Here is a 19,525-nt window from a genome sequence, read left to right as displayed (position 1 = left end):
TTTATAAACATTATGGAGTTAATGTTTCACTCTTTCCAAATTCCGGCAAGCCAAAAAACTCGTTAAGTAAATCATATCCGAACACATTCAAATCGAAGGAGTAAACATTGGAACTGCCGCGCAGAACATTTGTCAAAGCCATCACATGGCAATTACTTGGCATAGCGACCATGACCCTGCTTGCGCTTTTTCAATCCGGCAATCTGATTGATTCGATCATGCTTGCACTATCCGCCAGCGCGACAGGCTTTGTTTTCTATTTTATCCATGAACGATTTTGGTCAAAAATACGCTGGGGCCGCAAAACAATGTAATTATTTCTCATTTACGCCTTGAAGACAAAACAAGAACATCCTATCTTGTAATTGTTAATACTTTTAGAAAGGAGTTTTCTTTTGGAAGCGTTTTTCTATAGCCCAACCCATGATGCTTGAGCGTTACATCATTCAGGCTCTTTAAAGGGAATACAGGATTAGCAATGAATGAAAAGCCTCAATTGTAACGAATTGAGGTTCGCAGAAAGTCGGGCGATGCCCTGAGGAGTTTAAAGAAGTTTCGGAGCAGTGCTTCGAACTCCCGCAAACCAACCTCACCATAGCTGGTTGCGAATAAGTTGTGAGATGGCGGTGCTGTGAGCCGCATGAATTTGTCTAACACTTATGGGCGTTATGCGCCTGTCTGGATCCTTAGGCTTTTCATGTTCATGGGAGCCCGCCATCGCATCCACACTCACAAAAAGCTCTGCGGATCGACATCGATCTGCACTTTAACTGACCCGCGCCGAGCAATTTATGAATTCATCTATGACAGAGGCGAATTTTACCCTTTAAAAGAGTTCGGCTGCGGCAATATCCATCTGAATATATGCCGCAGCTTTTGCAGCTGCCAATCATGCGGCTCCATTGGTCAAATCTTGAGCGAGCATCATAGCATTGCCGTCAGGGTCATAGAAGGTTGCTGTCTTTACCATGCCTTCAATCACATCGGTTTCACCATCAAATTTGACTTTGGCCTGTTCCAGCTTTTGCCTTGCGGAATCCAAATCAGCTATGCCGAACACAGGAACACAATTGCCCGGCACGGGTTTAGTGTGCTCTCCAAGACCGATTGTAACCCCTTGAGTGTTTGTTTGCAGTTCTGACCAACCTGCATCGTCTGCGTGGTAGATCGTCTTAAAGCCGAGCATTTTTTCGTACCACGCAGCGCTTACATGCCGATCCTTAACCGATAGCGCGATGTTTATGGTGTTATCCAACGAAATAAGTGACATGGTCTTTCCTTTTGTCATTAAGTATACTAGCTATACTTTATGGACATAAAAACATTTGTCAACATCACATCAAGAGCGTGGGCTCTCCCCATATTGTCGAACCTGCACGCTGGCATTGCTGGGCGGCAGGCAACACTTCTGGCTGCGACAGGCGCGAGCAGAACCGCGTTCACACAAAGTCTGGATCACCTAATCGAATTAGGGCTAATGGAAAGAAACCCCGGTTATGGTCATCCATTGCGCCCTGAATTCCGGCTCACACAACAGGGGATTGCTGCCGCTGCTATTGCGAACAAAATTCAAACTCTATCGGCAGGAGAAGGGCAAGATTTGCTTCGTAAATCTTGGACTTTGCCGGTGCTAACATCGCTTCACGTGCCTTGTCACTTCAATGACATCAAACGAAACCTACATACGATAACCGACCGGGCGTTGTCGCAATCCTTAAAATCCATGGAATCCAGAAGCTGGGTGGCGCGGAGCGTGGATGAGACCGCACGCCCGCCAAGGTCGATATATAGCGCTATAAACACAGGCGCAGTGCTAAGCAGTGTCACTGCGCCTGAAATTAGATTTTCATAATTTAAATTAAGAACACAATGCTTACAAAAAGCTCTGCGGATCGACATCAATCTGCACTTTGACAGACCCGCGCGGACGCGGTGCCTTGCCAATCATCTCACGTAAATAAGCCTGTATATTCGTGCGTGGATCACCGTGGACTAAAATACGGAACCGATGACGCCCGCGCACCATTGCAATTGGTGCTTCGGCAGGGCCAAGCACCATCACATCTTTGGCAATAGGTGCTGCACCGCGCAAAGCGCGGCCATGTTGTTCCGCCTCCAGCCTTGTCGCTGCCGAAATGATCAGCGAGGCCAAACGGCCAAATGGCGGCATTTTACCCCGTTCGCGCTCATCGATTTGTTTTTCATAAAACGCATCCATATCGCCCGATATAATCGCCTGCATAACCGGATGTTCCGGCTGAAAGGTTTGCAGCAAGCCGATGGACTTTTTGCCAGTTCGTCCTGCGCGCCCTGTCACCTGTGATAAAAGTTGAAACGTGCGTTCAGCCGCACGCGGATCGCCATTGGCAAGTCCCAAATCAGAATCAACCACGCCCACCATTGTCATGTTTGGAAAGTTGTGCCCCTTGGCAACAAGCTGCGTGCCGATCACAATATCAGCTTCGCCCTTGGCAATCGCATCCATTTCCAGCCGCAAGCGTTTTACACCGCCCGTCATATCGGATGACAGCACAATAATGCGCGCATCAGGAAAATGCGAAAGCGTTTCTTCGGCGATGCGCTCAATGCCAGGGCCGCACGCAACCAAATGGTCGAAGGTTCCGCATTCAGGACATGATTCCGGCACATGTTCATTATGCCCACAATGGTGGCACACAAGCTGTTTGCGAAAACGGTGCTCAACCAGCCAAGCCGAACAATTACTACACTCGAAACGATGCCCGCAGGCACGGCATAGGGTGAGCGGTGCATAGCCGCGACGGTTCAAAAACAACAAGCTCTGCTCGCCGCGTTCAAGCGTTTCCTGCATCGCTTCAATCAGCGCTGGCGAAATAAACCCACCGCGCTGGGGCGGCGATTTGCGCATATCAATCGCTTTCAGCGTTGGCAGGGCAGCGTCGGCATAGCGCCTATCAAGGCGCTCATATTTATAGCGGCCCTCTTGCGCATTGTGCCGTGTTTCAACCGATGGCGTGGCGGAGGCCAGAATAACCGGATAGCCGCCCAAATGCGCCCGAACAACAGCCATATCGCGTGCGTTATAAAAAACACGGTCCTCTTGTTTATAAGCAGCGTCATGCTCCTCATCGACAATGATCAGTCCTAAATTTTGAAATGGAAGATAGAGCGCCGAGCGCGCGCCGGCCACCACTTGCACTTGGCCTTCGGTCACTTGCCGCCATACGCGTTCGCGTGTGCGCGGTGCCAAATCAGAATGCCATGGCGCAGGTTCGGCCCCGAAACGATCGTGGAAACGCTCAAGAAATACCTGCGTCAACGCAATTTCTGGGAGCAACACAAGCACCTGCTTGCCTTGGTTGATCGCCGCTGCAATGGCTTCAAAATAAACCTCGGTTTTACCCGAGCCCGTAACACCTTCTAAAAGCGTGACAGAAAATTTCTGTTCCGAAACAGTTGCAGCCAACCCTTCGGCAACATCGCGTTGATCGCCAATGAGTTCCGGTTCGCCGAAAGATGGATCAGGCTTGGCAACAATCGGGCGGGCTGGAATTTCAATTTCAGAAAACACATTCTGCTTGGTCAAACCATCAATCACCGAGGTTGTTACGCCTGTGGCATGGGCAAGCCCGCTGCGCGTCCACGCCATTTGCGGCTCTTCTGCGACCTGCTCCATCACCCGCCTGCGCGCATCGGTCAATCGTTCCGGCTGCGTACCGGTTGCGACAATGCCTTTGGTGGGCGGCTCAGGGTCAAATGCGGTCGGCGAGCGAAGCACCATACGTGCCACCATGCCCGGTGCAGACAATGTATATTTGGCAACCCAGTCAATAAAGCGTAACATGTCGGGCGTGATCGGCGGACAATCGAAAACCTGCGTTACTTCACGCAGCTTTGCTGGATCAATCGGTTTGGCATCGGGCAGATCCTCCACCACCAAGCCAGAAACCTGCCGCGGGCCAAGCGGCACCTGTACAATAGATCCAGGTCCGGCAGTTTGGTCAGCGCGCAATGCATAGCTATAAGGGACCGGCGAAGGTGTCGGCACCAAAATACTAATCGTTTTAATTTTATTTATCGAATCGTTCACCATAGGCGTGACCTTGCCGCTAGTTTAGTCTAAACGACAAGTTAGAACCTTCATATAGAAACACAAAGGACAGAAACAATGAAATTCTTTGTAGACACAGCCGATATTGGCGACATCCGCGAATTGAACGCAACTGGCCTTCTCGATGGCGTGACAACTAATCCGTCGCTCATTCTTAAATCTGGTCGCAACATTCTTGAAGTGACTAAAGAAATTTGCGCAGAAGTCGATGGTCCCGTTTCAGCAGAAGTCGCCGCAAGCGATTATGAAACGATCATGAAAGAAGCCGCCGTCTTGTCCAAAATTGCAGACAATATCTGCATCAAGCTGCCGCTCACAATGGACGGATTGAAAGCCTGTAAAGCGCTTACATCTGACGGCTACAAAACAAACGTCACACTTTGCTTTTCTGCAAACCAAGCTTTGCTTGCTGCTAAAGCTGGCGCGACATTCATCTCACCATTTATTGGCCGCCTTGATGACATGGCGATCAACGGCATGGAATTGATCGGCGAAATTCGCACGATCTATGACAATTACGGTTTCTCAACTGAAATTCTTGCGGCCTCTATCCGCACAGTAAATCACGTTAAAGAAGCTGCTCTTATCGGTGCAGACGTTGCAACAATTCCGCCTTCAACATTGAAAGCGCTTGTTAAGCACCCGCTTACAGACAAAGGCCTTGAGCAGTTCACAGCTGACTGGGCAAAAACTGGACAGAATATCGCGGGTTAATTACCGCCTTAAATCTCGGAACTTAAACTAGCTTCGGTCGTTGCATGGATACCCAGCAATAACCGGAGCTTTTTTATGAAAACTTTTCTCATCACGGGCGCATCTTCCGGCATTGGCGCTGCCACCGCACGCCGCGCACGCAATGCAGGTTACCGCGTTGTGCTGGCCGCACGATCAAAATCAAAACTTGAAGAATTAGCAAAAGAGCTTGGCGGACCGGAATATGCCATCGCTGTCGCATGCGATGTGACCCAAGACGGCGATCAAGAAAAGCTCATCAGTACTGCCGTTGAAACTTTCGGCTCTATCGATGTTGTTTTTGCCAATGCAGGTTTTGGCGCAACCGGATCAGGCACAGCTGGCGGTGATCCTGAAAACTGGAAAGACATGATTCTCACCAATATCTATGGCTGCATCATGACCTGCCGCACCGCGCTGGATGAAATCAAAAAGTCAAAGGGCCATTTTATATTAACCTCATCAGTCGCAGGCCGCGTAACGCTAAAAGGCTCAGTTTACGGCGCAACCAAATGGGCGGTCACTGGCTATGGGCGTAATTTGCGCGAAGAAGTCAAAGATGATGGCGTGCGGGTCACATTAATTGAACCTGGCAAAGTGGACACACCATTTTTCGATGATAGTGCGACCGAAGCACTTCACGCCGAAGACATCGCGCAGGCTGTGATGTATGCAGTCTCACAGCCCGAACATGTCAATGTCTCGGAAATATTGGTAATGCCAAACTACGCCAAACAGGACGACTAACCAAAAGGCGAGACAGCTTTTGGGTCATCGCGCAGCGTGATCTCGCAGTGCTTTTGCAATGTCACGGTTAGATCTTGAACATCACCTTCGAGCGCCGATGTATCAATTGGCTGCCCGATTGTCATCTCAAAGGTTTTACCCTTTTTGTTGAGCAACTCATGGAAAATGGTCATGTCGCGCAGCTCCGTATTACGGTGCGCTAAAAGATAGAATAGCCCTGAATTGCGCGCCTTCATATTCATCGGAATAATCGGCACTTTATAGCGTTTGGCCATTTGCAAAGCTGTCGCCATCCAAGGCCGTTCGGTCAGCCCATTTCTAGTCCAATAAGCAATACGGCCAGACGGAAACAGCATGATCGCGCGTTCGTCTTTAAAGGCATTATTGGTTTGCACCAATGTCTGGCGACTTTTCGCCATCGACTTTTGGTCTGCACGCCATTCCACCGGAATGATAATTTCAGAAAGCCGCTGATTGACCCTGATCGCATCGCGATTGGCAAAAAACACCAAATCATCGCGCTTGTTTTTAATCATGTCATAAACGGCAATACCATCAGCAATACCGGTTGGATGGTTCGACACAAGAATGAAACCACCCTTTTCAGGGATGTTTTCGATGCCTTGAACCGGCACATCAAGCGTCAAAAGCTGGCTAACATATTCAAAGCACTCAAGCCCGCTCATGCCCTGCACTTCGTCAGCCATCTTCACAGCCTGCTTATAGTGCAAAACACCATGCAGCGGCTTTTTGATAACAGGCCAAATCCAATGTTTAATCAGTGTATGTCCGCGCTCATTGATCAATTGATCAACGATGTGCAAATCCTCGTGGCGCGCCACGCCCGCGCTACGCTGCGCAAGCATATCGAAAAAAGCCACTGTGGTCTGATTGTCCATAGCCATGTGTTCCGGTTGGCATATGGTCCCCTATCGCTAATTAATGTCACAACCTTATGACACAAGCGCATAGGCCGTAAAACCACCTTGCGTCAATGCATGCGCAAGGCGGTTTCAAATTTTGCTACGAGGCGTGTTATTTTTAGCTGCCATGGCCAGCAACGCCTTGATAAGCAGCATTGCCCCACACTTTTTTAACCGTTTCGTCGCGCCCGCACGCTGCGCGGTACTTCTTATAAGCATCAGCCCGTTTGATAAGGCCAAAGCGCGTCAGCTGATTTTCTTGGCTACGATAATAGTTCTGGTGGAAGTCTTCAGCAGCCGTAAAATTTGGTGCGCCCTTTACAGGTACAGGTAGTTTTTTACCAAGCTGGGCTGATGCATCGGCAAGTGCTGCTTCTGCGGCAGCTTTTTCCTCAGGCGTTGAGGCAAAAAGCGCTGGCGCATAAGTCATACCGCGGTCGCAGAACTGCCCGCCACCATCGGTTGGATCAATCGTGCGCAAAAAAGTCGTCACCAGCGTTTTATAGTCCGTGACATCGGAATCATAATCGATTTTGACAACTTCATAGTGACCCGCATGGCTTTTATAAGTTGGGTTGGGGCTTGTGCCACCAGCAAAACCGGATGTGGTTGCTGTTACGCCTTTAACCTTGTCAAAATCAGATTCAACACACCAGAAACATCCACCCGCAACAACCACTGTTTTGGTTTCAGCAGTGGCAGTTGTCGCTGCACCCGCCGCAAATATTGCGCCAAGTAAACCAGCTTTCAATGTGGATTTGAGCATGCGTAGACTCCATTTAAATTTCATATCTAACAATCTAACGCACAGATTATGCCTAAAGTTTCGAAGCGCAATTAAACTTGGCTTCAAACAAACGTGATCAAGGCATGGCACAAACGACCATAACAAAAAGCCCGCAGCTTTCGGCCACGGGCTTTCAAAAATATAGACTGTGACCGGTGCTTATACGCGCCGCTCAACCATCATCTTTTTAACTTCAGCAATGGCTTTCGCAGGGTTTAGACCCTTTGGACATGATTGCGCACAGTTCATGATCGTGTGGCAACGATACAAACGGAACGGGTCTTCCAGATCGTCCAAACGCTCACCTGTTGCTTCATCGCGCGAATCAATCAACCAGCGATAGGCTTGTAGCAAGACCGCAGGGCCGAGGTAACGATCGCCATTCCACCAATAGGATGGGCAAGACGTTGAACAACACGCACACAGAATACACTCATAAAGACCATCCAGTTTCTGGCGGTCCTCATGGCTCTGTTTCCATTCTTTTTCAGGCGCTGGCGTCGTTGTTTTAAGCCAAGGCTCAATCGAGCGGTGCTGCGCGTAAAAATTCGTCAAATCAGGCACAAGGTCTTTAACCACAGGCAGATGCGGCAGCGGATAGACTTTCACCGTGCCCTTGACCTCGTCCATACCTTTGGTACAGGCCAGCGTGTTGGTGCCGTCAATGTTCATCGCACATGAACCGCAAATGCCTTCGCGGCATGAACGGCGCAATGTCAACGTCGGATCGATTTTGTTTTTGATGTACAAAAGACCATCAAGAACCATCGGGCCGCAATCATCCATATCAATATGATAGGTGTCGATTGTCGGATTGGCATCATCATCTGGCGACCAGCGGTAAATGCGGAATTCACGAATATTCTTCGCACCTTCCGGCTTTGGCCAGCTTTTGCCTTCAGACATGGTCGAGTTTTTTGGGAGTGTTAATTCAGCCATTTTATTTCCTCAATACACCCGTGCTTTCGGCGCGATTTTTGCCAGATCGATACCCGGCTGCAAAAGCTCTGTGTGTACGCCGCGATATTTAAGCGTCACTTCTCCGGCATCCGAAACCCAGCTCAGCGTATGCTTGCGCCAGTTTTCATCATCACGGCCGCCATAAGGACCATCCACATAATCTTCACGTGCATGGCTACCACGGCTCTCTTTACGGGCTTCCGCGCCATAAACAGTTGTGATCGCATTGGCCATCAAGTTTTCAAGCTCTAATGTTTCCACCAGATCAGAATTCCAGATCATCGAGCGGTCGGTGACTTTCAAATCGCTAAGTTGTTTGTAAGCATCGTCCATCCGGCGACAACCGCTTTCAAGCGTTTCTTGCGTGCGGAATACGGCAGCATCTTCCTGCATGATTTTCTGCATAGTCAGGCGCAATTCAGCCGTTGGCGTGCCACCATCAGCATGACGCAGACGGTCAAAGCGCTCCATGATCTTATCGCAAGATTTCTCATTGATATCAGGGATCGCGCTTTCGCGGTCAATCACTTCACCCGCACGAATAGCCGCTGCACGGCCAAACACCACAAGGTCGATCAGTGAGTTAGAGCCCAAACGGTTCGCACCATGCACAGATGCACAGCCAGCTTCGCCCACAGCCATCAAGCCCGGTGTTACACGGTCCGGCTCGTCAGCGGTTGGGTTCAAAACTTCGCCCCAATAATTGGTCGGAATACCGCCCATATTATAATGAACTGTCGGCAGAACCGGAATCGGCTCTTTGGTAACATCCACGCCAGCGAAAATTTTCGCTGATTCAGAAATACCCGGCAAACGTTCGTTCAAGACCGCAGGATCCAAATGGTCCAGATGCAGGAAGATATGGTCTTTATCTTTGCCAACACCGCGCCCTTCGCGAATTTCCATCGTCATACAGCGTGAGACAACATCGCGGGATGCCAAGTCTTTTGCCGATGGCGCATAACGCTCCATAAAGCGCTCGCCTTCGGAGTTAACGAGATAACCGCCTTCGCCGCGCGCACCTTCCGTAATCAGGCAGCCTGCGCCATAAATTCCGGTTGGGTGAAACTGTACGAATTCCATGTCTTGAAGCGGCAATCCGGCGCGTGCAATCATGCCGCCGCCATCACCAGTACATGTATGCGCTGATGTTGCCGAGAAATATGCGCGGCCATAACCGCCCGTCGCCAAAACAACCATCTTCGCAGAAAAGCGGTGGATCGTGCCGTCATCAAGGTTCCATGCAACAACACCGGTACAGGTGCCATCATCATCCATGATCAGATCAAGCGCGAAATATTCAATAAAGAACTGCGCGTTGTGCTTCAGGCTTTGGCCGTAAAGCGTGTGCAAAATAGCATGGCCTGTGCGGTCTGCCGCAGCACATGTGCGCTGTACGGGCGGTCCCTCACCATAGTTCTGCATGTGGCCGCCAAATGGACGCTGATAGATTTTGCCTTCTTCATTGCGGCTAAACGGAACACCATAATGTTCCAACTCATAAACCGCCTTAGGTGCTTCCATCGCCAAATATTGCATGGCATCAACATCGCCAAGCCAATCCGAGCCTTTGACCGTGTCATACATATGCCACTGCCATGAATCCGGCGTCATGTTTTTCAGGCTGGCGGCAATACCGCCCTGCGCTGCAACCGTGTGCGAGCGTGTCGGGAAAACTTTTGAAATACAGGCTGTCTTAAAACCTTGTTCGGCCATGCCAAGCGCTGCGCGCAAACCTGCGCCGCCTGCGCCAACAACAACAACATCAAACTTATGGTCTTCAAATTTATAGGCTTTGCCGGCAGAACCGGTCGCCTTTGAATCTTGCGTGCTCATTAGTTGGCGAAACCCATTTTTAGAATGGCAAAGATGCTGACAGCAGCAATGACAATTGTGAAAAAGATATTGAGGATCAGCAGCACAAATTTGCTGCTTTCTGTGTGAACATAATCTTCAATGACAACCTGCATACCAAGCTTGGCATGATACAAGCCGCTCAAAATAACGAGCAGTAGAATGACCGCAACAAACGGGCTACCAAGCGTTGCAAGCACAGCCTCATAAGGCTGACCAATGGTCGTAACAATAATCCAGACAAACGCCAGCAGCAGCGGCACATTGGCAAGGGCCGTCAGGCGCTGACGCCAAAAATGCTCGGTGCCTGACTTAGAAGCACCAAGGCCGCGAACGCGTTTAAGAGGTGTAAGCATACTCATATTCGATCCCCTTATGTAACGCTAAAACCAACGATCCAGATCAGGACCGTGATGACGATAGATGCAATCATCGAAGCATAAGCAAGTTTGGTTGATGTGTGTTTATCCATCAGGGCGCCAGTGTCCCAAATGAAATGGCGAATACCGCCAAGCATATGAAGCACGAGTGCCCATGTGTAACCAAACATGACAAGAATGCCGAACCATGAGGCAAAAAAGCCGTTTACCCAATTAAAATAGGCTTCGCTTGATGCAGCAGCAATGAGCCACCAAGCAACCAGCAATGTGCCGGTATAAAGAGCAACGCCCGTAATACGGTGCATGATAGACATGACCATTGTCGGGATAGGCTTATAAATAGAAAGATGCGGTGAAAGCGGCCGCTTCGTAGACGTCGAAGACACGAGAAATCCCCCGAGTTAAACTATGGGGCAATCACAAAATTGCCACCTTTGTTGCAAGTCTTTAAACCCGATATTGAAGTACGTCAAAGTCCTGAACCGTTTGAAACGCCTTAATCTTTAAAAAACAGCACCAAAGTATATCAATCCATTCTTGAAATTGATCACAATTGCTCAAAATCAAGAACATATAGGGCCGTGATTCGCATCAAACGCCTTAACGCTGACAATCAGTTGGTGCTTTGCCGCTGGCAAACCAGCTGGCATTGCGCCCTTCAAAAACCAACGCATATCCAGTTTTACTGTAGCGCTCACGTTGACCAGGCGGGTCGGCAGGCAATTCTGTTTCAACACCGCGCGAATCAGACACCAAAAGATTTGCGCCTTCACGGCGCACCGTCATCGTAACACCGCCCGTACAGCGCCATTTCGCTAAAGCTGGCTGTACTGAATTGCCAACACCGCCGCCGCCAGATGACGAACAAGCGCTAAGAGCAACAGTGGCGATGAGGGTTGAAAGACCCATTATTTTGTAAAGATAGCGATTCATCGCACTAAAATACAATGTCCCACAGCACCGCGCAATAGTCTGAATGCTGCAAAACTGAAGCAGATTATTTCCTTGCGGTTTACGCGATAGGCCATAGATTACCCGCGTATAAAGGATACGCAATTGCTCTCTATTTTTTTGGCCGTTCTGCCGGTCTTTATTCTGATCGCTATTGGCTATGGTGCAGTGCGCACAGCCTATGTTCCCAATACTGTTGGTGACGCTCTTAACAGTTTTGCCGTTAAGGTCGCCGTGCCGATGCTTTTATTTCGCGCCATGCTCAACCTTGATTTTGCGGCCGCCTTTTCTGCGCCTGCACTCATTGGGTTTTATACCGGTGCCGTTTCCTGCTTTGTGATTGGCATTATTCTGGCCCGAAAAATCTTCAAGCGTAGGCCCGGTGAAGCTGTATCCGTTGGCTTTGCCGCAACATTTTCCAACTCCGTGCTTTTGGGCGTTGCCATTATTGAGCGAACATTTGGCAGCGAGGCTTTAACGCCTGCCTTTGGCATCATCGCCTTCCACGCACCAAGCCTATATATCCTTGGCATGGTCACAATGGAGCTGATGCGGCGTGATGGGAAATCCTTGGCCACCACATTGAAAACCGCTGGAAAATCCATCCTCGCCAACTCTCTGATGATCGGCATTTTGATCGGCGTCGCCATGAATTTTTCAGGCATTCAACTGCCTGAACCCGTCATTTCTGCTGTTGATATGCTGGCAACCGCTGCCATTCCTGTGGCGCTGGTTGGCATTGGCGCTGCGATGACGAAATATAAGATCAGCGCTGGCCTGTCTGAAAGCATGCTGGTTGCCTGCCTGTCTTTGATCGTGCATCCCGCCATTGCCTTTGGGCTTACCCATTATGTCTTTGGCCTAGAGCCACAAACGGTACGCGCAGTTGTCACACTCGCGGCCATGCCGCCTGGCATGAACATTTACATTTTTGCTGTGATGTATGACCGCGCTGTCAGTTTAGCTGCATCAGCATTTTTGATCTGCACCGCGCTTTCCGTACTCACGGCAACGGTGTGGCTCTATGCCTTAAGCGTTATAATTCCAGTTTAAGAAGCGCGTCGCTCCGCACCTCTGGTCTGGAATTGAACAATTTTAGTGCGCGCAACAACGACGCGGTTACGCCCGCCAGATTTGGCGCGATAAAGCGCTGTGTCCGCTTTGCGCGTTGCTTCGGCAAAGCTTGCATGAGCATCCCATAAAGCGACACCGATACTGACCGTGACAACCTTATTATCAATCGCTGGATGTGTAAGATTGGAGAATGCACTACACGCATACTCCGCCACCAATTTTGCAGTATTCTCGTCTACATTATACAGAACCACATTAAATTCTTCACCGCCCACGCGTGAGACAATCGATTGCTCGACCTTCAGCTCTTTGAGCAGATTTGCACAGGCAACCAGCACCTCATCGCCGGCACTATGCCCAAAAGTGTCGTTGATTTGCTTAAAGTGATCAATATCGAACACCAACACGCCGTGACTTTTAACACCATTGGCAAGCGCATTTTCAAATTTTGGCAGTTTTGCATCCACGCCGCGACGGTTCAGCAATCCGGTAAGAATATCGGTCTCGCTATTACGGCGAAGTTTCAACACGATTTCCATGCCAAACATAGCAAACAAAGCCAGAGCCATAAGCAGCGCTGACACAGATGTTAGAAGTTGGAATGTTACTGCCGAAAGCGATCCAGAATAGGTTTCTTCTGAAAGCGTACTTCCTTCGACCATCAGAACAATTATTGTTCGCAGTTGAAATTGCACAACTGTAAATGCGAGCACCCAATAGATTAAGCGATCTATAGGGCGCTTTTTCATGCCGCGTAATGCAATGACCGGATATCCGAGCAGCAAAGAACCAAAGAAATTCAAGACAAGTGCCCGCACCGCCATGTCATCATCAATGATCATGAAATAATAGGACGTGCAAAGCGCGACCACACCGATAACGCTCAATACAGCCCAAGGCTTTTCTTTTCGGTAATGCGCCATAAGAGCGATAGAAAACAGGCCCGCTGACAGCATATAGGCCAAGTTCGAGACCATATTATCGATGATGCCCGGTATTAAAGTTCGGCAAATATCCAGCACAAAAGCGATAGCGCCAAATAAGTATGAAATTGCAAAATAACGGGCTGAATCCTGATCACTTGTATAGCGATAAATAAGACCAAATCCCATTGTGAAGACAAGGAAAATCAATGGTGTGATCAATTGAAAGTATAATTGGCTGGTCACTATAATCCCCGTGGTTCTAGGCGAACTATAAGGCAAATTATTATCAATTGTTTTAAAATGCCGTGTTTTATCAACAGCATCCAATCAACATGGTTTATGATTTATGAATAGAAACATTCATCGGTCTCTAGGGGCAAAAATCCTAGTCTTCTGAATCGTCACCCTTCAAGTATTTCAAAGGCGCTACAATATGTAAAAGTGTAATATAAATAGCGATTAGCACTGCAATCGGCACCTTCAATAAATTGGGCGCGCTGATCAAATAACTGGCAAAAAACAACCATAGAAAACAGTAAAAGCCCAAATTGCAAAACCACAGTTTGAACAAAAGAAACTGAGTGCCTCTGTCACTTTTATCGTATACGAAACGCTCAATGCTCTTTTTTGTGAAATAAGGTGAACGCAGCATCGCATCGCGGATATGATAAGAGACAAAGCCTGCAGCAATAAGCGGTAAAACGGCAATCCAAAAAGCATTGAAAGAGTTTAACCAAAATGGATTTTCGCGGTTAAGCAGGTTTATCCCACCTATAACCACAGTCAAAGGCACAACCGGTAGCATGCAAGCGATGGCCGCAACGTGCCGACTTGAGTAAAAACCTATCGCTTTTACCTTCGTTTTTTCTGACATCCAGTCGATTTTCTATCTCCGAATTGTTGCTGCAATTAATCATGCGAAACAGCGAGTTTATAGTACAACCCTACATGCACAGAGTTATTTGTACAAAGAATGACGTTATTTATCATTAAAATACAATTAATTACTCAAGTACAAACGAGAGAACAACTTCCAATCATACCCACAAGCAACGCTTCTACTTTGATTACCCATAATCCAATTTACGCCACAGCAGCAAAAAGCCCGCTTCACACAGGGCAAAGCGGGCTTCAAAGTCGGAGATTAAAAATGCTTAAAGTGTGCGAATATCCACAAAGTGACCTGCGATTGCAGCAGCAGCAGCCATTGCAGGCGAAACAAGATGCGTGCGACCTTTAAAGCCCTGACGGCCTTCAAAGTTACGGTTTGAAGTCGATGCACAACGCTCTTCAGGTTTCAGGCGGTCGTCGTTCATCGCAAGGCACATTGAACAGCCCGGCTCACGCCAGTCAAATCCAGCATCGATAAAAATCTTATCCAGACCTTCAGCTTCCGCCATCTCTTTAACAAGACCAGAACCTGGAACGATCATCGCATCAACAGTTGTTGCGACTTTCTTGCCTTCAACAACTTTGGCAACAGCGCGCAAGTCTTCGATACGCCCATTAGTACATGAGCCGATGAACACGCGGTCCAATGTAATGTCGGTAATCTTAGTGCCAGGCTTAAGGCCCATATATTCCAATGCCCGCCATTTAGAAGTACGCGCATTTGCATCCTTGATGTCATCAGGATTTGGCACAACACCGTCAACGGAAATCACGTCTTCTGGCGAAGAACCCCAAGAAACGATTGGCGGCAAGTCAGCGGCATTAAGCACGACAACTTTGTCGTAATGCGCGCCTTCGTCCGTTTGCAATGTTTTCCAGTAATCCAGCGCCATATCGAGCGCTTCACCTTTAGGGGCGCGTGGCTTACCCGTAATATAATCAAATGTTTTCTGATCTGGCGCGATAAGGCCGGCACGTGCACCGCCTTCAATCGTCATGTTACAGATCGTCATACGGCCTTCCATTGAAAGTGCTTCAATGGCTTCACCTGCAAACTCAATCACATGGCCATTGCCGCCAGCTGTACCAATTTCGCCAATAACAGCCAGAATGATGTCTTTGGCTGTCACACCTGCCGGTGCCACACCATCAACACGCACAAGCATGTTTTTTGCTTTTTTCTGGATCAGCGTTTGCGTCGCCAAAACATGCTCAACTTCAGATGTACCAATACCATGCGCCAAAGCACCAAATGCGCCATGCGTTGATGTGTGGCTATCGCCGCAAACAATAGTCATGCCCGGCAATGTGAAACCTTGCTCAGGTCCAACAATGTGAACAATGCCTTGGCGCTTGTCGTTCTCTGAATAATATTCAACGCCAAAATCAGCAGCGTTTTTGGCCAATGCCTCAACCTGAATACGGCTTTCCTCGTTTTTGATGCCAAGGTGACGGTCCGGTGATGTTGGAACATTGTGGTCCACAACAGCCAATGTCTTTTCTGGCGCACGCACAGTACGGTTAGACAGACGTAGACCTTCAAAAGCCTGCGGGCTTGTCACTTCGTGAACAAGGTGGCGGTCAATATAAAGAAGGCAAGTGCCATCATCTGCCTGATGGACAAGATGGTCATCCCAGATTTTATCGTAAAGCGTGCGCGGTCCGGTCATAGCGTTTCGTCCTGAATATACAGTGAAATTGTTAGCGCTGATATGCACCCTACTTTAGGGTCGGGTCAAGGCCACCAATACGGCTTGACGCGCGTGTAATAATTGGCGCATGGCTAATTTTTAAGCACGGGTGAGGCTGCCATTTATGTTTATCTTTGAAGCAGCCGCCATGCTCGCCGCCCTGACATGGGCCTTTACCAGTATTCTGTCCGCCGATCCGGCCAAGCATCTAGGCGCAATCGCTTTTAACCGCTGGCGCATGACAATTGTTTTTGTCGCGCTTATCGCTTGGGCAACGCTGTTCGGCACTTGGTCGAGCATAACAGGCGATGCGTTTTGGGCTTTATTCTGGTCCGGTTTTATCGGTATTTTTCTTGGCGATACCGCTTTGTTCCTAACCATGAACCGCTTGGGCCCGCGCAGAACAGCCATTTTGTTTTCCATGAATGCGCCGATTTCAGTTCTACTTGGTTATCTGTTTTTGGGCGAAGCACTGGCACCGCAAACATTTCTAGGTGTATCCATCACCATTATCGGCGTCATTCTCGCTATTATTTTCGGCAAGAGTAAAAAGCAGCTCCACAAATGGGAGAGCATCACCGGTACGCTTTGGGTCGGCATTTTGTTCGGCACATTGGCAGCCCTTGCACAGGCCATTGGTGCGCTAATTGCAAGACCGATTATGGAGACAGGCGTTGATCCTGTTGCAGCATCGGCCTTGCGCGTTGGCACTGCTGCATTTGGACTTTGGGCCTTGATGCTTCTGCCTCATAAAAACTTCAAACAGGCCAATCCGGGCAGCGTTTCCATTTGGACACAGGTAGCTTTATCCGGCCTTCTCGGCATGGGCCTTGGCATGACCCTGCTGCTCTTTGCGCTATCGGGCGGAAAAGTCGGTGTCATCACAACCTTGTCGGCAACAACGCCAGCACTGCTATTGCCAATTTTGTGGTGGCGCACCAAAGAAGCCCCCGCAATCGGCGCATGGATTGGTGCTATTCTTGTTATTTTGGGGAGCGCGCTGATTTTCAACGCTTAAATATCAGCGCTCCTGCGCTTTGCGCAATTTCTTTTCAATTTGGCGCAGGCCAAGCGACAACCCGATTGTCAGCACCAAATAAATATAAGCCACGATAGAATAGGTTTCAAAAAACCTGAATGAGCCAGACGCATAGATTTTGCCCATCTGGGTAAGGTCTGCAACGCCAAGCACAGACACCAGCGACGAATCTTTCACCATCGCGACAAAGTCATTGCCAAGCGGCGGTAATATCGTGCGGATTGCCTGCGGGAAAACAACCAAGCGAAAACGCTGCCAAGGCGACAGACCCAGCGCTTCAGCCGCTTCAACTTGGCCTTCATCAACCGACAAAATACCGGCCCTGAATACTTCTGCAATAAAGGCTGAATAGCCAATCATCAGCGCTAAAATTGCCCGCCACATCAACGAAATATCGCGGGTGCGAAATTCGCCCATCACGCCCGCCTCTTGCAGTGGTCGCGTTATCGTATCGATAAGCCAAGCCAGTGCAGGCGCGCCAACAAAAGCAATATAGAAAAGCAGCACAAGCATCGGAATGCCGCGTATGACCTCGACATAAAACCGTGCGATTTGTCGAAGTACAAGCGATTTCGACAGGCCCATCAGCGCGAAAATCAAGCCAAGCATCGTCGCCAGAAAGAACCCAACAAGCGTTACAAAGACCGTAATATAAATGCCTTTGGAAACAGCGTTCGCAATTTGCGAATAAAGCTGGTTTGTTGCGATAACATAAGCCAGCGCAACCGCAATAGCGCCAAGCGCGACAAGCCAATAAGGAAAGTCGCCGGACTTTTTGTCGGGCGACTTGTGTTTTTCAGGTTTTAACAAGAGCGGATATACCTAGGCCTATTCACCAAGCTTATAATCAAGGAACCATTTTTTGTTGATTGCATCAATCGTGCCATCAGCTTTCATCGATGCGATAGCCGCATTGATCGGCGCAACATTTTCGGAACCTTTTGGAAAAATGAAACCAAAATTATCTGTGCCAAGCGCTTCATCATAAAGCTTGAGTGCACCGTCAGATGCATCAACATAACCTTTACCGGCAACACCGTCTGTCAGCACCACATCAACATCGCCAGCGCGCAATGCCTGAACCGTTGCACCAAATGTTTCCATCAGCTTGATGCGCGGATTGGCTTCATCACCATCAAGCACATCGTACACCGCTGTGTAAAATGGTGTTGTGCCCGGCTGCGCGCCAACCAAACCATCTTCAAATGCTGCAAAGCTTTTAGAATCGGTGAAACGATCTTCATCGCCGCGCACCAGCATGAACATTTCAGACACCAGATAAGAGTCTGAGAAATCCACTTTTTCCTTGCGGTCTTCTTTAATGGAAATACCCGTCATGCCCATATCATATTGGCCATCGGAGACCGCTTGGATCATCGCATCCCATGACGTGTTTTGATATTCGATTTTGGCATTGAGCCGCTTGCCGATTTCAGCAACAGCATCATATTCCCAGCCGATTTGTTCGCCTGTTTTCGGGTCAATGAACTGAAGTGGCGGATATGCATTTTCAGTCACAACAGTAATTGTCTTACCGCCCAGATCAGGCAGATCCTGCGCGGATGCAGAAAAACTTGCGCTCATGCCAACAGCCATAGCTGCCATAGATAAGAATACGCGTTTGGTAATCATCGGAAAGTCCCCATCTGTCACAAAGAGAATGGCTGTATTTAGCTTGTACGCAAAATGGACCGCGATACTAATCCGCGCAAGGCCTCCCAATGCGATTCAACAAAAAAGGCGCACCTTTCAGCGCGCCTTCTTCAAAAATCAGTATTTAAAAGACTTATGCGTCTTTGTTTTCTTCTGCTGCGCTTGCCGCTGCTGCTTCAGCTGCTTCTGCCGCTGCTTTTTCAGCCGCTAGTGCTTCTGCTGCTGCAACTTTTTCAGCTTCTTGCGCTGCTTTTTGATCGAGCATTGCCTGACGCTCAAGATCGTTCAAACGCTTAGCGCGAACACCAGTGTTTTCAACAATACGGGCTTTCTTACCGCGTAGGTTACGCATGTAGTAAAGTTTCGCACGACGTACTTTACCGCGGCGAACGATTTCAACAGCCTCAACCAATGGTGAGTAGATTGGGAACACACGTTCCACGCCTTCACCATAAGAAATTTTACGCACTGTGAAGTTTTCAGAAAGGCCTGCACCTGAACGGGCAATACATACGCCTTCATAAGCCTGCAAACGTGTACGCTTGCCTTCTGTAACGCGAACCTGAACGCGTACAGTATCACCTGGAGAAAATTCTGGGAATGTGCGTTTTTCGTCGATTTTCGCGCGCTGCTCTTGCTCGAGCTGCTGAATAATATTCATCTGTCTTTTCCTGTTCTTTTGAACTGCCAGAGCGCTCGACGAACGGCCCACAATATTTTTATCGTGTAACCTGACCCAGAAGGTCGGAGCGGTAGTCATGCTCGTAATTGCTAATTGACGTCATTTTCGGATCTTTGTCCGAGTTGAGCGCGCACATACATCAGAT

Annotated in this window: 21 protein-coding genes; 6 read left to right on the top strand and 15 right to left on the bottom strand. The window is 48.9% G+C overall.

All coding sequences use genetic code 11. The features are described 5' to 3' along the window. The first annotated feature begins 107 nt into the window (after positions 1-107). Positions 108-314, top strand: coding sequence for a DUF2061 domain-containing protein (locus N530_RS0111165; protein ID WP_026480763.1), 207 nt, complete (start codon positions 108-110; stop codon positions 312-314). A 575-nt stretch (positions 315-889) separates the two neighbouring features. Here N530_RS0111165 and N530_RS0111160 read toward each other — a convergent pair. Then, a complete protein-coding gene (locus N530_RS0111160) occupies positions 890-1,270 on the bottom strand; it encodes a VOC family protein (RefSeq protein WP_018689925.1) in 381 nt (126 codons plus the stop codon). A gap of 39 nt (positions 1,271-1,309) precedes the next feature. On the opposite strand from N530_RS0111160, the gene N530_RS0111155 reads away from it, so the two are divergent. Further along, a complete protein-coding gene (locus N530_RS0111155) occupies positions 1,310-1,852 on the top strand; it encodes a helix-turn-helix domain-containing protein (RefSeq protein ID WP_026480762.1) in 543 nt (180 codons plus the stop codon). Between the two features lie 21 nt (positions 1,853-1,873). Here the strand turns inward: N530_RS0111155 and N530_RS0111150 are convergent, their stop codons facing one another. Continuing rightward, positions 1,874-4,072 carry a primosomal protein N' gene (locus tag N530_RS0111150; RefSeq protein WP_026480761.1) on the bottom strand — a complete coding sequence of 733 codons (2,199 nt, stop codon included), beginning with the start codon at positions 4,070-4,072 and terminating at the stop codon, positions 1,874-1,876. 75 nt (positions 4,073-4,147) lie between these two features. Here N530_RS0111150 and fsa point away from each other — a divergent pair, with 75 nt between their 5' ends. Both fsa and N530_RS0111140 read left to right on the top strand, forming a co-directional pair. Beyond that, a complete protein-coding gene (fsa, locus tag N530_RS0111145; protein WP_018689923.1) occupies positions 4,148-4,804 on the top strand; it encodes a fructose-6-phosphate aldolase in 657 nt (218 codons plus the stop codon). A gap of 75 nt (positions 4,805-4,879) precedes the next feature. Then, on the top strand, positions 4,880-5,569 hold the full coding sequence (locus N530_RS0111140) for an SDR family oxidoreductase (protein WP_026480760.1): 690 nt from the start codon (positions 4,880-4,882) through the stop codon (positions 5,567-5,569). Here the strand turns inward: N530_RS0111140 and N530_RS0111135 are convergent. The 7 genes from N530_RS0111135 to N530_RS18655 form a co-directional block, all read right to left on the bottom strand. Further along, complete coding sequence (locus tag N530_RS0111135; protein ID WP_035266987.1) at positions 5,566-6,468, bottom strand: 1-acyl-sn-glycerol-3-phosphate acyltransferase; 903 nt, start codon at positions 6,466-6,468, stop codon at positions 5,566-5,568. The two genes, N530_RS0111140 and N530_RS0111135, sit on opposite strands and share 4 nt — an antisense overlap. 142 nt (positions 6,469-6,610) lie before the next feature. Next, positions 6,611-7,258 carry a peptide-methionine (S)-S-oxide reductase MsrA gene (msrA, locus tag N530_RS0111130; RefSeq protein WP_026480758.1) on the bottom strand — a complete coding sequence of 216 codons (648 nt, stop codon included), beginning with the start codon at positions 7,256-7,258 and terminating at the stop codon, positions 6,611-6,613. Between the two features lie 180 nt (positions 7,259-7,438). Then, positions 7,439-8,218, bottom strand: a complete 780-nt coding sequence (locus tag N530_RS0111125) for a succinate dehydrogenase iron-sulfur subunit (protein WP_018689919.1) — start codon at positions 8,216-8,218, stop codon at positions 7,439-7,441. Between the two features lie 9 nt (positions 8,219-8,227). After that, on the bottom strand, positions 8,228-10,075 hold the full coding sequence (gene sdhA, locus N530_RS0111120) for a succinate dehydrogenase flavoprotein subunit (protein ID WP_018689918.1): 1,848 nt from the start codon (positions 10,073-10,075) through the stop codon (positions 8,228-8,230). Continuing rightward, complete coding sequence (gene sdhD, locus N530_RS0111115; RefSeq protein WP_018689917.1) at positions 10,075-10,455, bottom strand: succinate dehydrogenase, hydrophobic membrane anchor protein; 381 nt, start codon at positions 10,453-10,455, stop codon at positions 10,075-10,077. Before sdhD ends, sdhA begins: the two co-directional genes overlap by 1 nt. Positions 10,456-10,466: 11 nt before the next feature. Next, positions 10,467-10,859, bottom strand: a complete 393-nt coding sequence (gene sdhC / locus N530_RS0111110; protein ID WP_026480757.1) for a succinate dehydrogenase, cytochrome b556 subunit — start codon at positions 10,857-10,859, stop codon at positions 10,467-10,469. Between the two features lie 214 nt (positions 10,860-11,073). Then, positions 11,074-11,406 (bottom strand): hypothetical protein, encoded by a 333-nt coding sequence (locus N530_RS18655; protein WP_051540905.1) that lies wholly within the window; start codon positions 11,404-11,406, stop codon positions 11,074-11,076. 123 nt (positions 11,407-11,529) lie between these two features. On the opposite strand from N530_RS18655, the gene N530_RS0111100 reads away from it, so the two are divergent. Continuing rightward, positions 11,530-12,477, top strand: coding sequence for an AEC family transporter (locus N530_RS0111100; RefSeq protein WP_026480756.1), 948 nt, complete (start codon positions 11,530-11,532; stop codon positions 12,475-12,477). Here N530_RS0111100 and N530_RS0111095 read toward each other — a convergent pair. The 3 genes from N530_RS0111095 to leuC all read right to left on the bottom strand — a co-directional run bounded on the left by N530_RS0111095 (position 12,474) and on the right by leuC (position 15,985). After that, on the bottom strand, positions 12,474-13,667 hold the full coding sequence (locus tag N530_RS0111095; RefSeq protein WP_155851976.1) for a GGDEF domain-containing protein: 1,194 nt from the start codon (positions 13,665-13,667) through the stop codon (positions 12,474-12,476). The genes N530_RS0111100 and N530_RS0111095 overlap by 4 nt on opposite strands. Before the next feature lie 142 nt (positions 13,668-13,809). Further along, complete coding sequence (locus tag N530_RS0111090; protein WP_026480754.1) at positions 13,810-14,298, bottom strand: hypothetical protein; 489 nt, start codon at positions 14,296-14,298, stop codon at positions 13,810-13,812. 280 nt (positions 14,299-14,578) lie between these two features. Continuing rightward, positions 14,579-15,985: a 3-isopropylmalate dehydratase large subunit gene (gene leuC / locus N530_RS0111085; protein ID WP_026480753.1), complete on the bottom strand. Its 1,407-nt coding sequence runs from the start codon at positions 15,983-15,985 to the stop codon at positions 14,579-14,581. Positions 15,986-16,130: 145 nt separating this feature from the next. On the opposite strand from leuC, the gene N530_RS0111080 reads away from it, so the two are divergent. Then, positions 16,131-17,024: a DMT family transporter gene (locus tag N530_RS0111080; RefSeq protein WP_026480752.1), complete on the top strand. Its 894-nt coding sequence runs from the start codon at positions 16,131-16,133 to the stop codon at positions 17,022-17,024. 3 nt (positions 17,025-17,027) lie between these two features. On the opposite strand, the gene N530_RS0111075 is transcribed toward N530_RS0111080, so the two are convergent. The 3 genes from N530_RS0111075 to rplS form a co-directional block, all read right to left on the bottom strand. Then, complete coding sequence (locus tag N530_RS0111075) at positions 17,028-17,855, bottom strand: amino acid ABC transporter permease (RefSeq protein ID WP_026480751.1); 828 nt, start codon at positions 17,853-17,855, stop codon at positions 17,028-17,030. An 18-nt stretch (positions 17,856-17,873) separates the two neighbouring features. Next, entirely contained in the window at positions 17,874-18,677 is an 804-nt protein-coding gene (locus N530_RS0111070; protein WP_026480750.1) for a transporter substrate-binding domain-containing protein, read from the bottom strand. A gap of 154 nt (positions 18,678-18,831) precedes the next feature. Further along, a complete protein-coding gene (gene rplS, locus N530_RS0111065) occupies positions 18,832-19,359 on the bottom strand; it encodes a 50S ribosomal protein L19 (RefSeq protein WP_018689908.1) in 528 nt (175 codons plus the stop codon). Positions 19,360-19,525 lie beyond the last annotated feature (166 nt).

Source organism: Ahrensia sp. 13_GOM-1096m, assembly GCF_000620605.1.
In the GTDB taxonomy this organism is placed as follows: Bacteria; Pseudomonadota; Alphaproteobacteria; order Rhizobiales; family Rhizobiaceae; genus Ahrensia; species Ahrensia kielensis.
Note: the sequence above shows the minus strand (reverse complement) of the source record. Positions and strands in the feature narration are given on the sequence as shown.

Coding starts and splice junctions, on each gene's coding strand:
- N530_RS0111160 (WP_018689925.1), bottom strand. CDS start 1,270: ATGTCACTTATTTCGTTGGATAACACCATAAACATCGCGCTATCGGTT.
- N530_RS0111155 (WP_026480762.1), top strand. CDS start 1,310: ATGGACATAAAAACATTTGTCAACATCACATCAAGAGCGTGGGCTCTC.
- N530_RS0111150 (WP_026480761.1), bottom strand. CDS start 4,072: ATGGTGAACGATTCGATAAATAAAATTAAAACGATTAGTATTTTGGTG.
- fsa (WP_018689923.1), top strand. CDS start 4,148: ATGAAATTCTTTGTAGACACAGCCGATATTGGCGACATCCGCGAATTG.
- N530_RS0111140 (WP_026480760.1), top strand. CDS start 4,880: ATGAAAACTTTTCTCATCACGGGCGCATCTTCCGGCATTGGCGCTGCC.
- N530_RS0111135 (WP_035266987.1), bottom strand. CDS start 6,468: ATGGACAATCAGACCACAGTGGCTTTTTTCGATATGCTTGCGCAGCGT.
- msrA (WP_026480758.1), bottom strand. CDS start 7,258: ATGCTCAAATCCACATTGAAAGCTGGTTTACTTGGCGCAATATTTGCG.
- N530_RS0111125 (WP_018689919.1), bottom strand. CDS start 8,218: ATGGCTGAATTAACACTCCCAAAAAACTCGACCATGTCTGAAGGCAAA.
- sdhA (WP_018689918.1), bottom strand. CDS start 10,075: ATGAGCACGCAAGATTCAAAGGCGACCGGTTCTGCCGGCAAAGCCTAT.
- sdhD (WP_018689917.1), bottom strand. CDS start 10,455: ATGAGTATGCTTACACCTCTTAAACGCGTTCGCGGCCTTGGTGCTTCT.
- N530_RS18655 (WP_051540905.1), bottom strand. CDS start 11,406: ATGAATCGCTATCTTTACAAAATAATGGGTCTTTCAACCCTCATCGCC.
- N530_RS0111090 (WP_026480754.1), bottom strand. CDS start 14,298: ATGTCAGAAAAAACGAAGGTAAAAGCGATAGGTTTTTACTCAAGTCGG.
- leuC (WP_026480753.1), bottom strand. CDS start 15,985: ATGACCGGACCGCGCACGCTTTACGATAAAATCTGGGATGACCATCTT.
- N530_RS0111080 (WP_026480752.1), top strand. CDS start 16,131: ATGTTTATCTTTGAAGCAGCCGCCATGCTCGCCGCCCTGACATGGGCC.
- N530_RS0111070 (WP_026480750.1), bottom strand. CDS start 18,677: ATGATTACCAAACGCGTATTCTTATCTATGGCAGCTATGGCTGTTGGC.
- rplS (WP_018689908.1), bottom strand. CDS start 19,359: ATGAATATTATTCAGCAGCTCGAGCAAGAGCAGCGCGCGAAAATCGAC.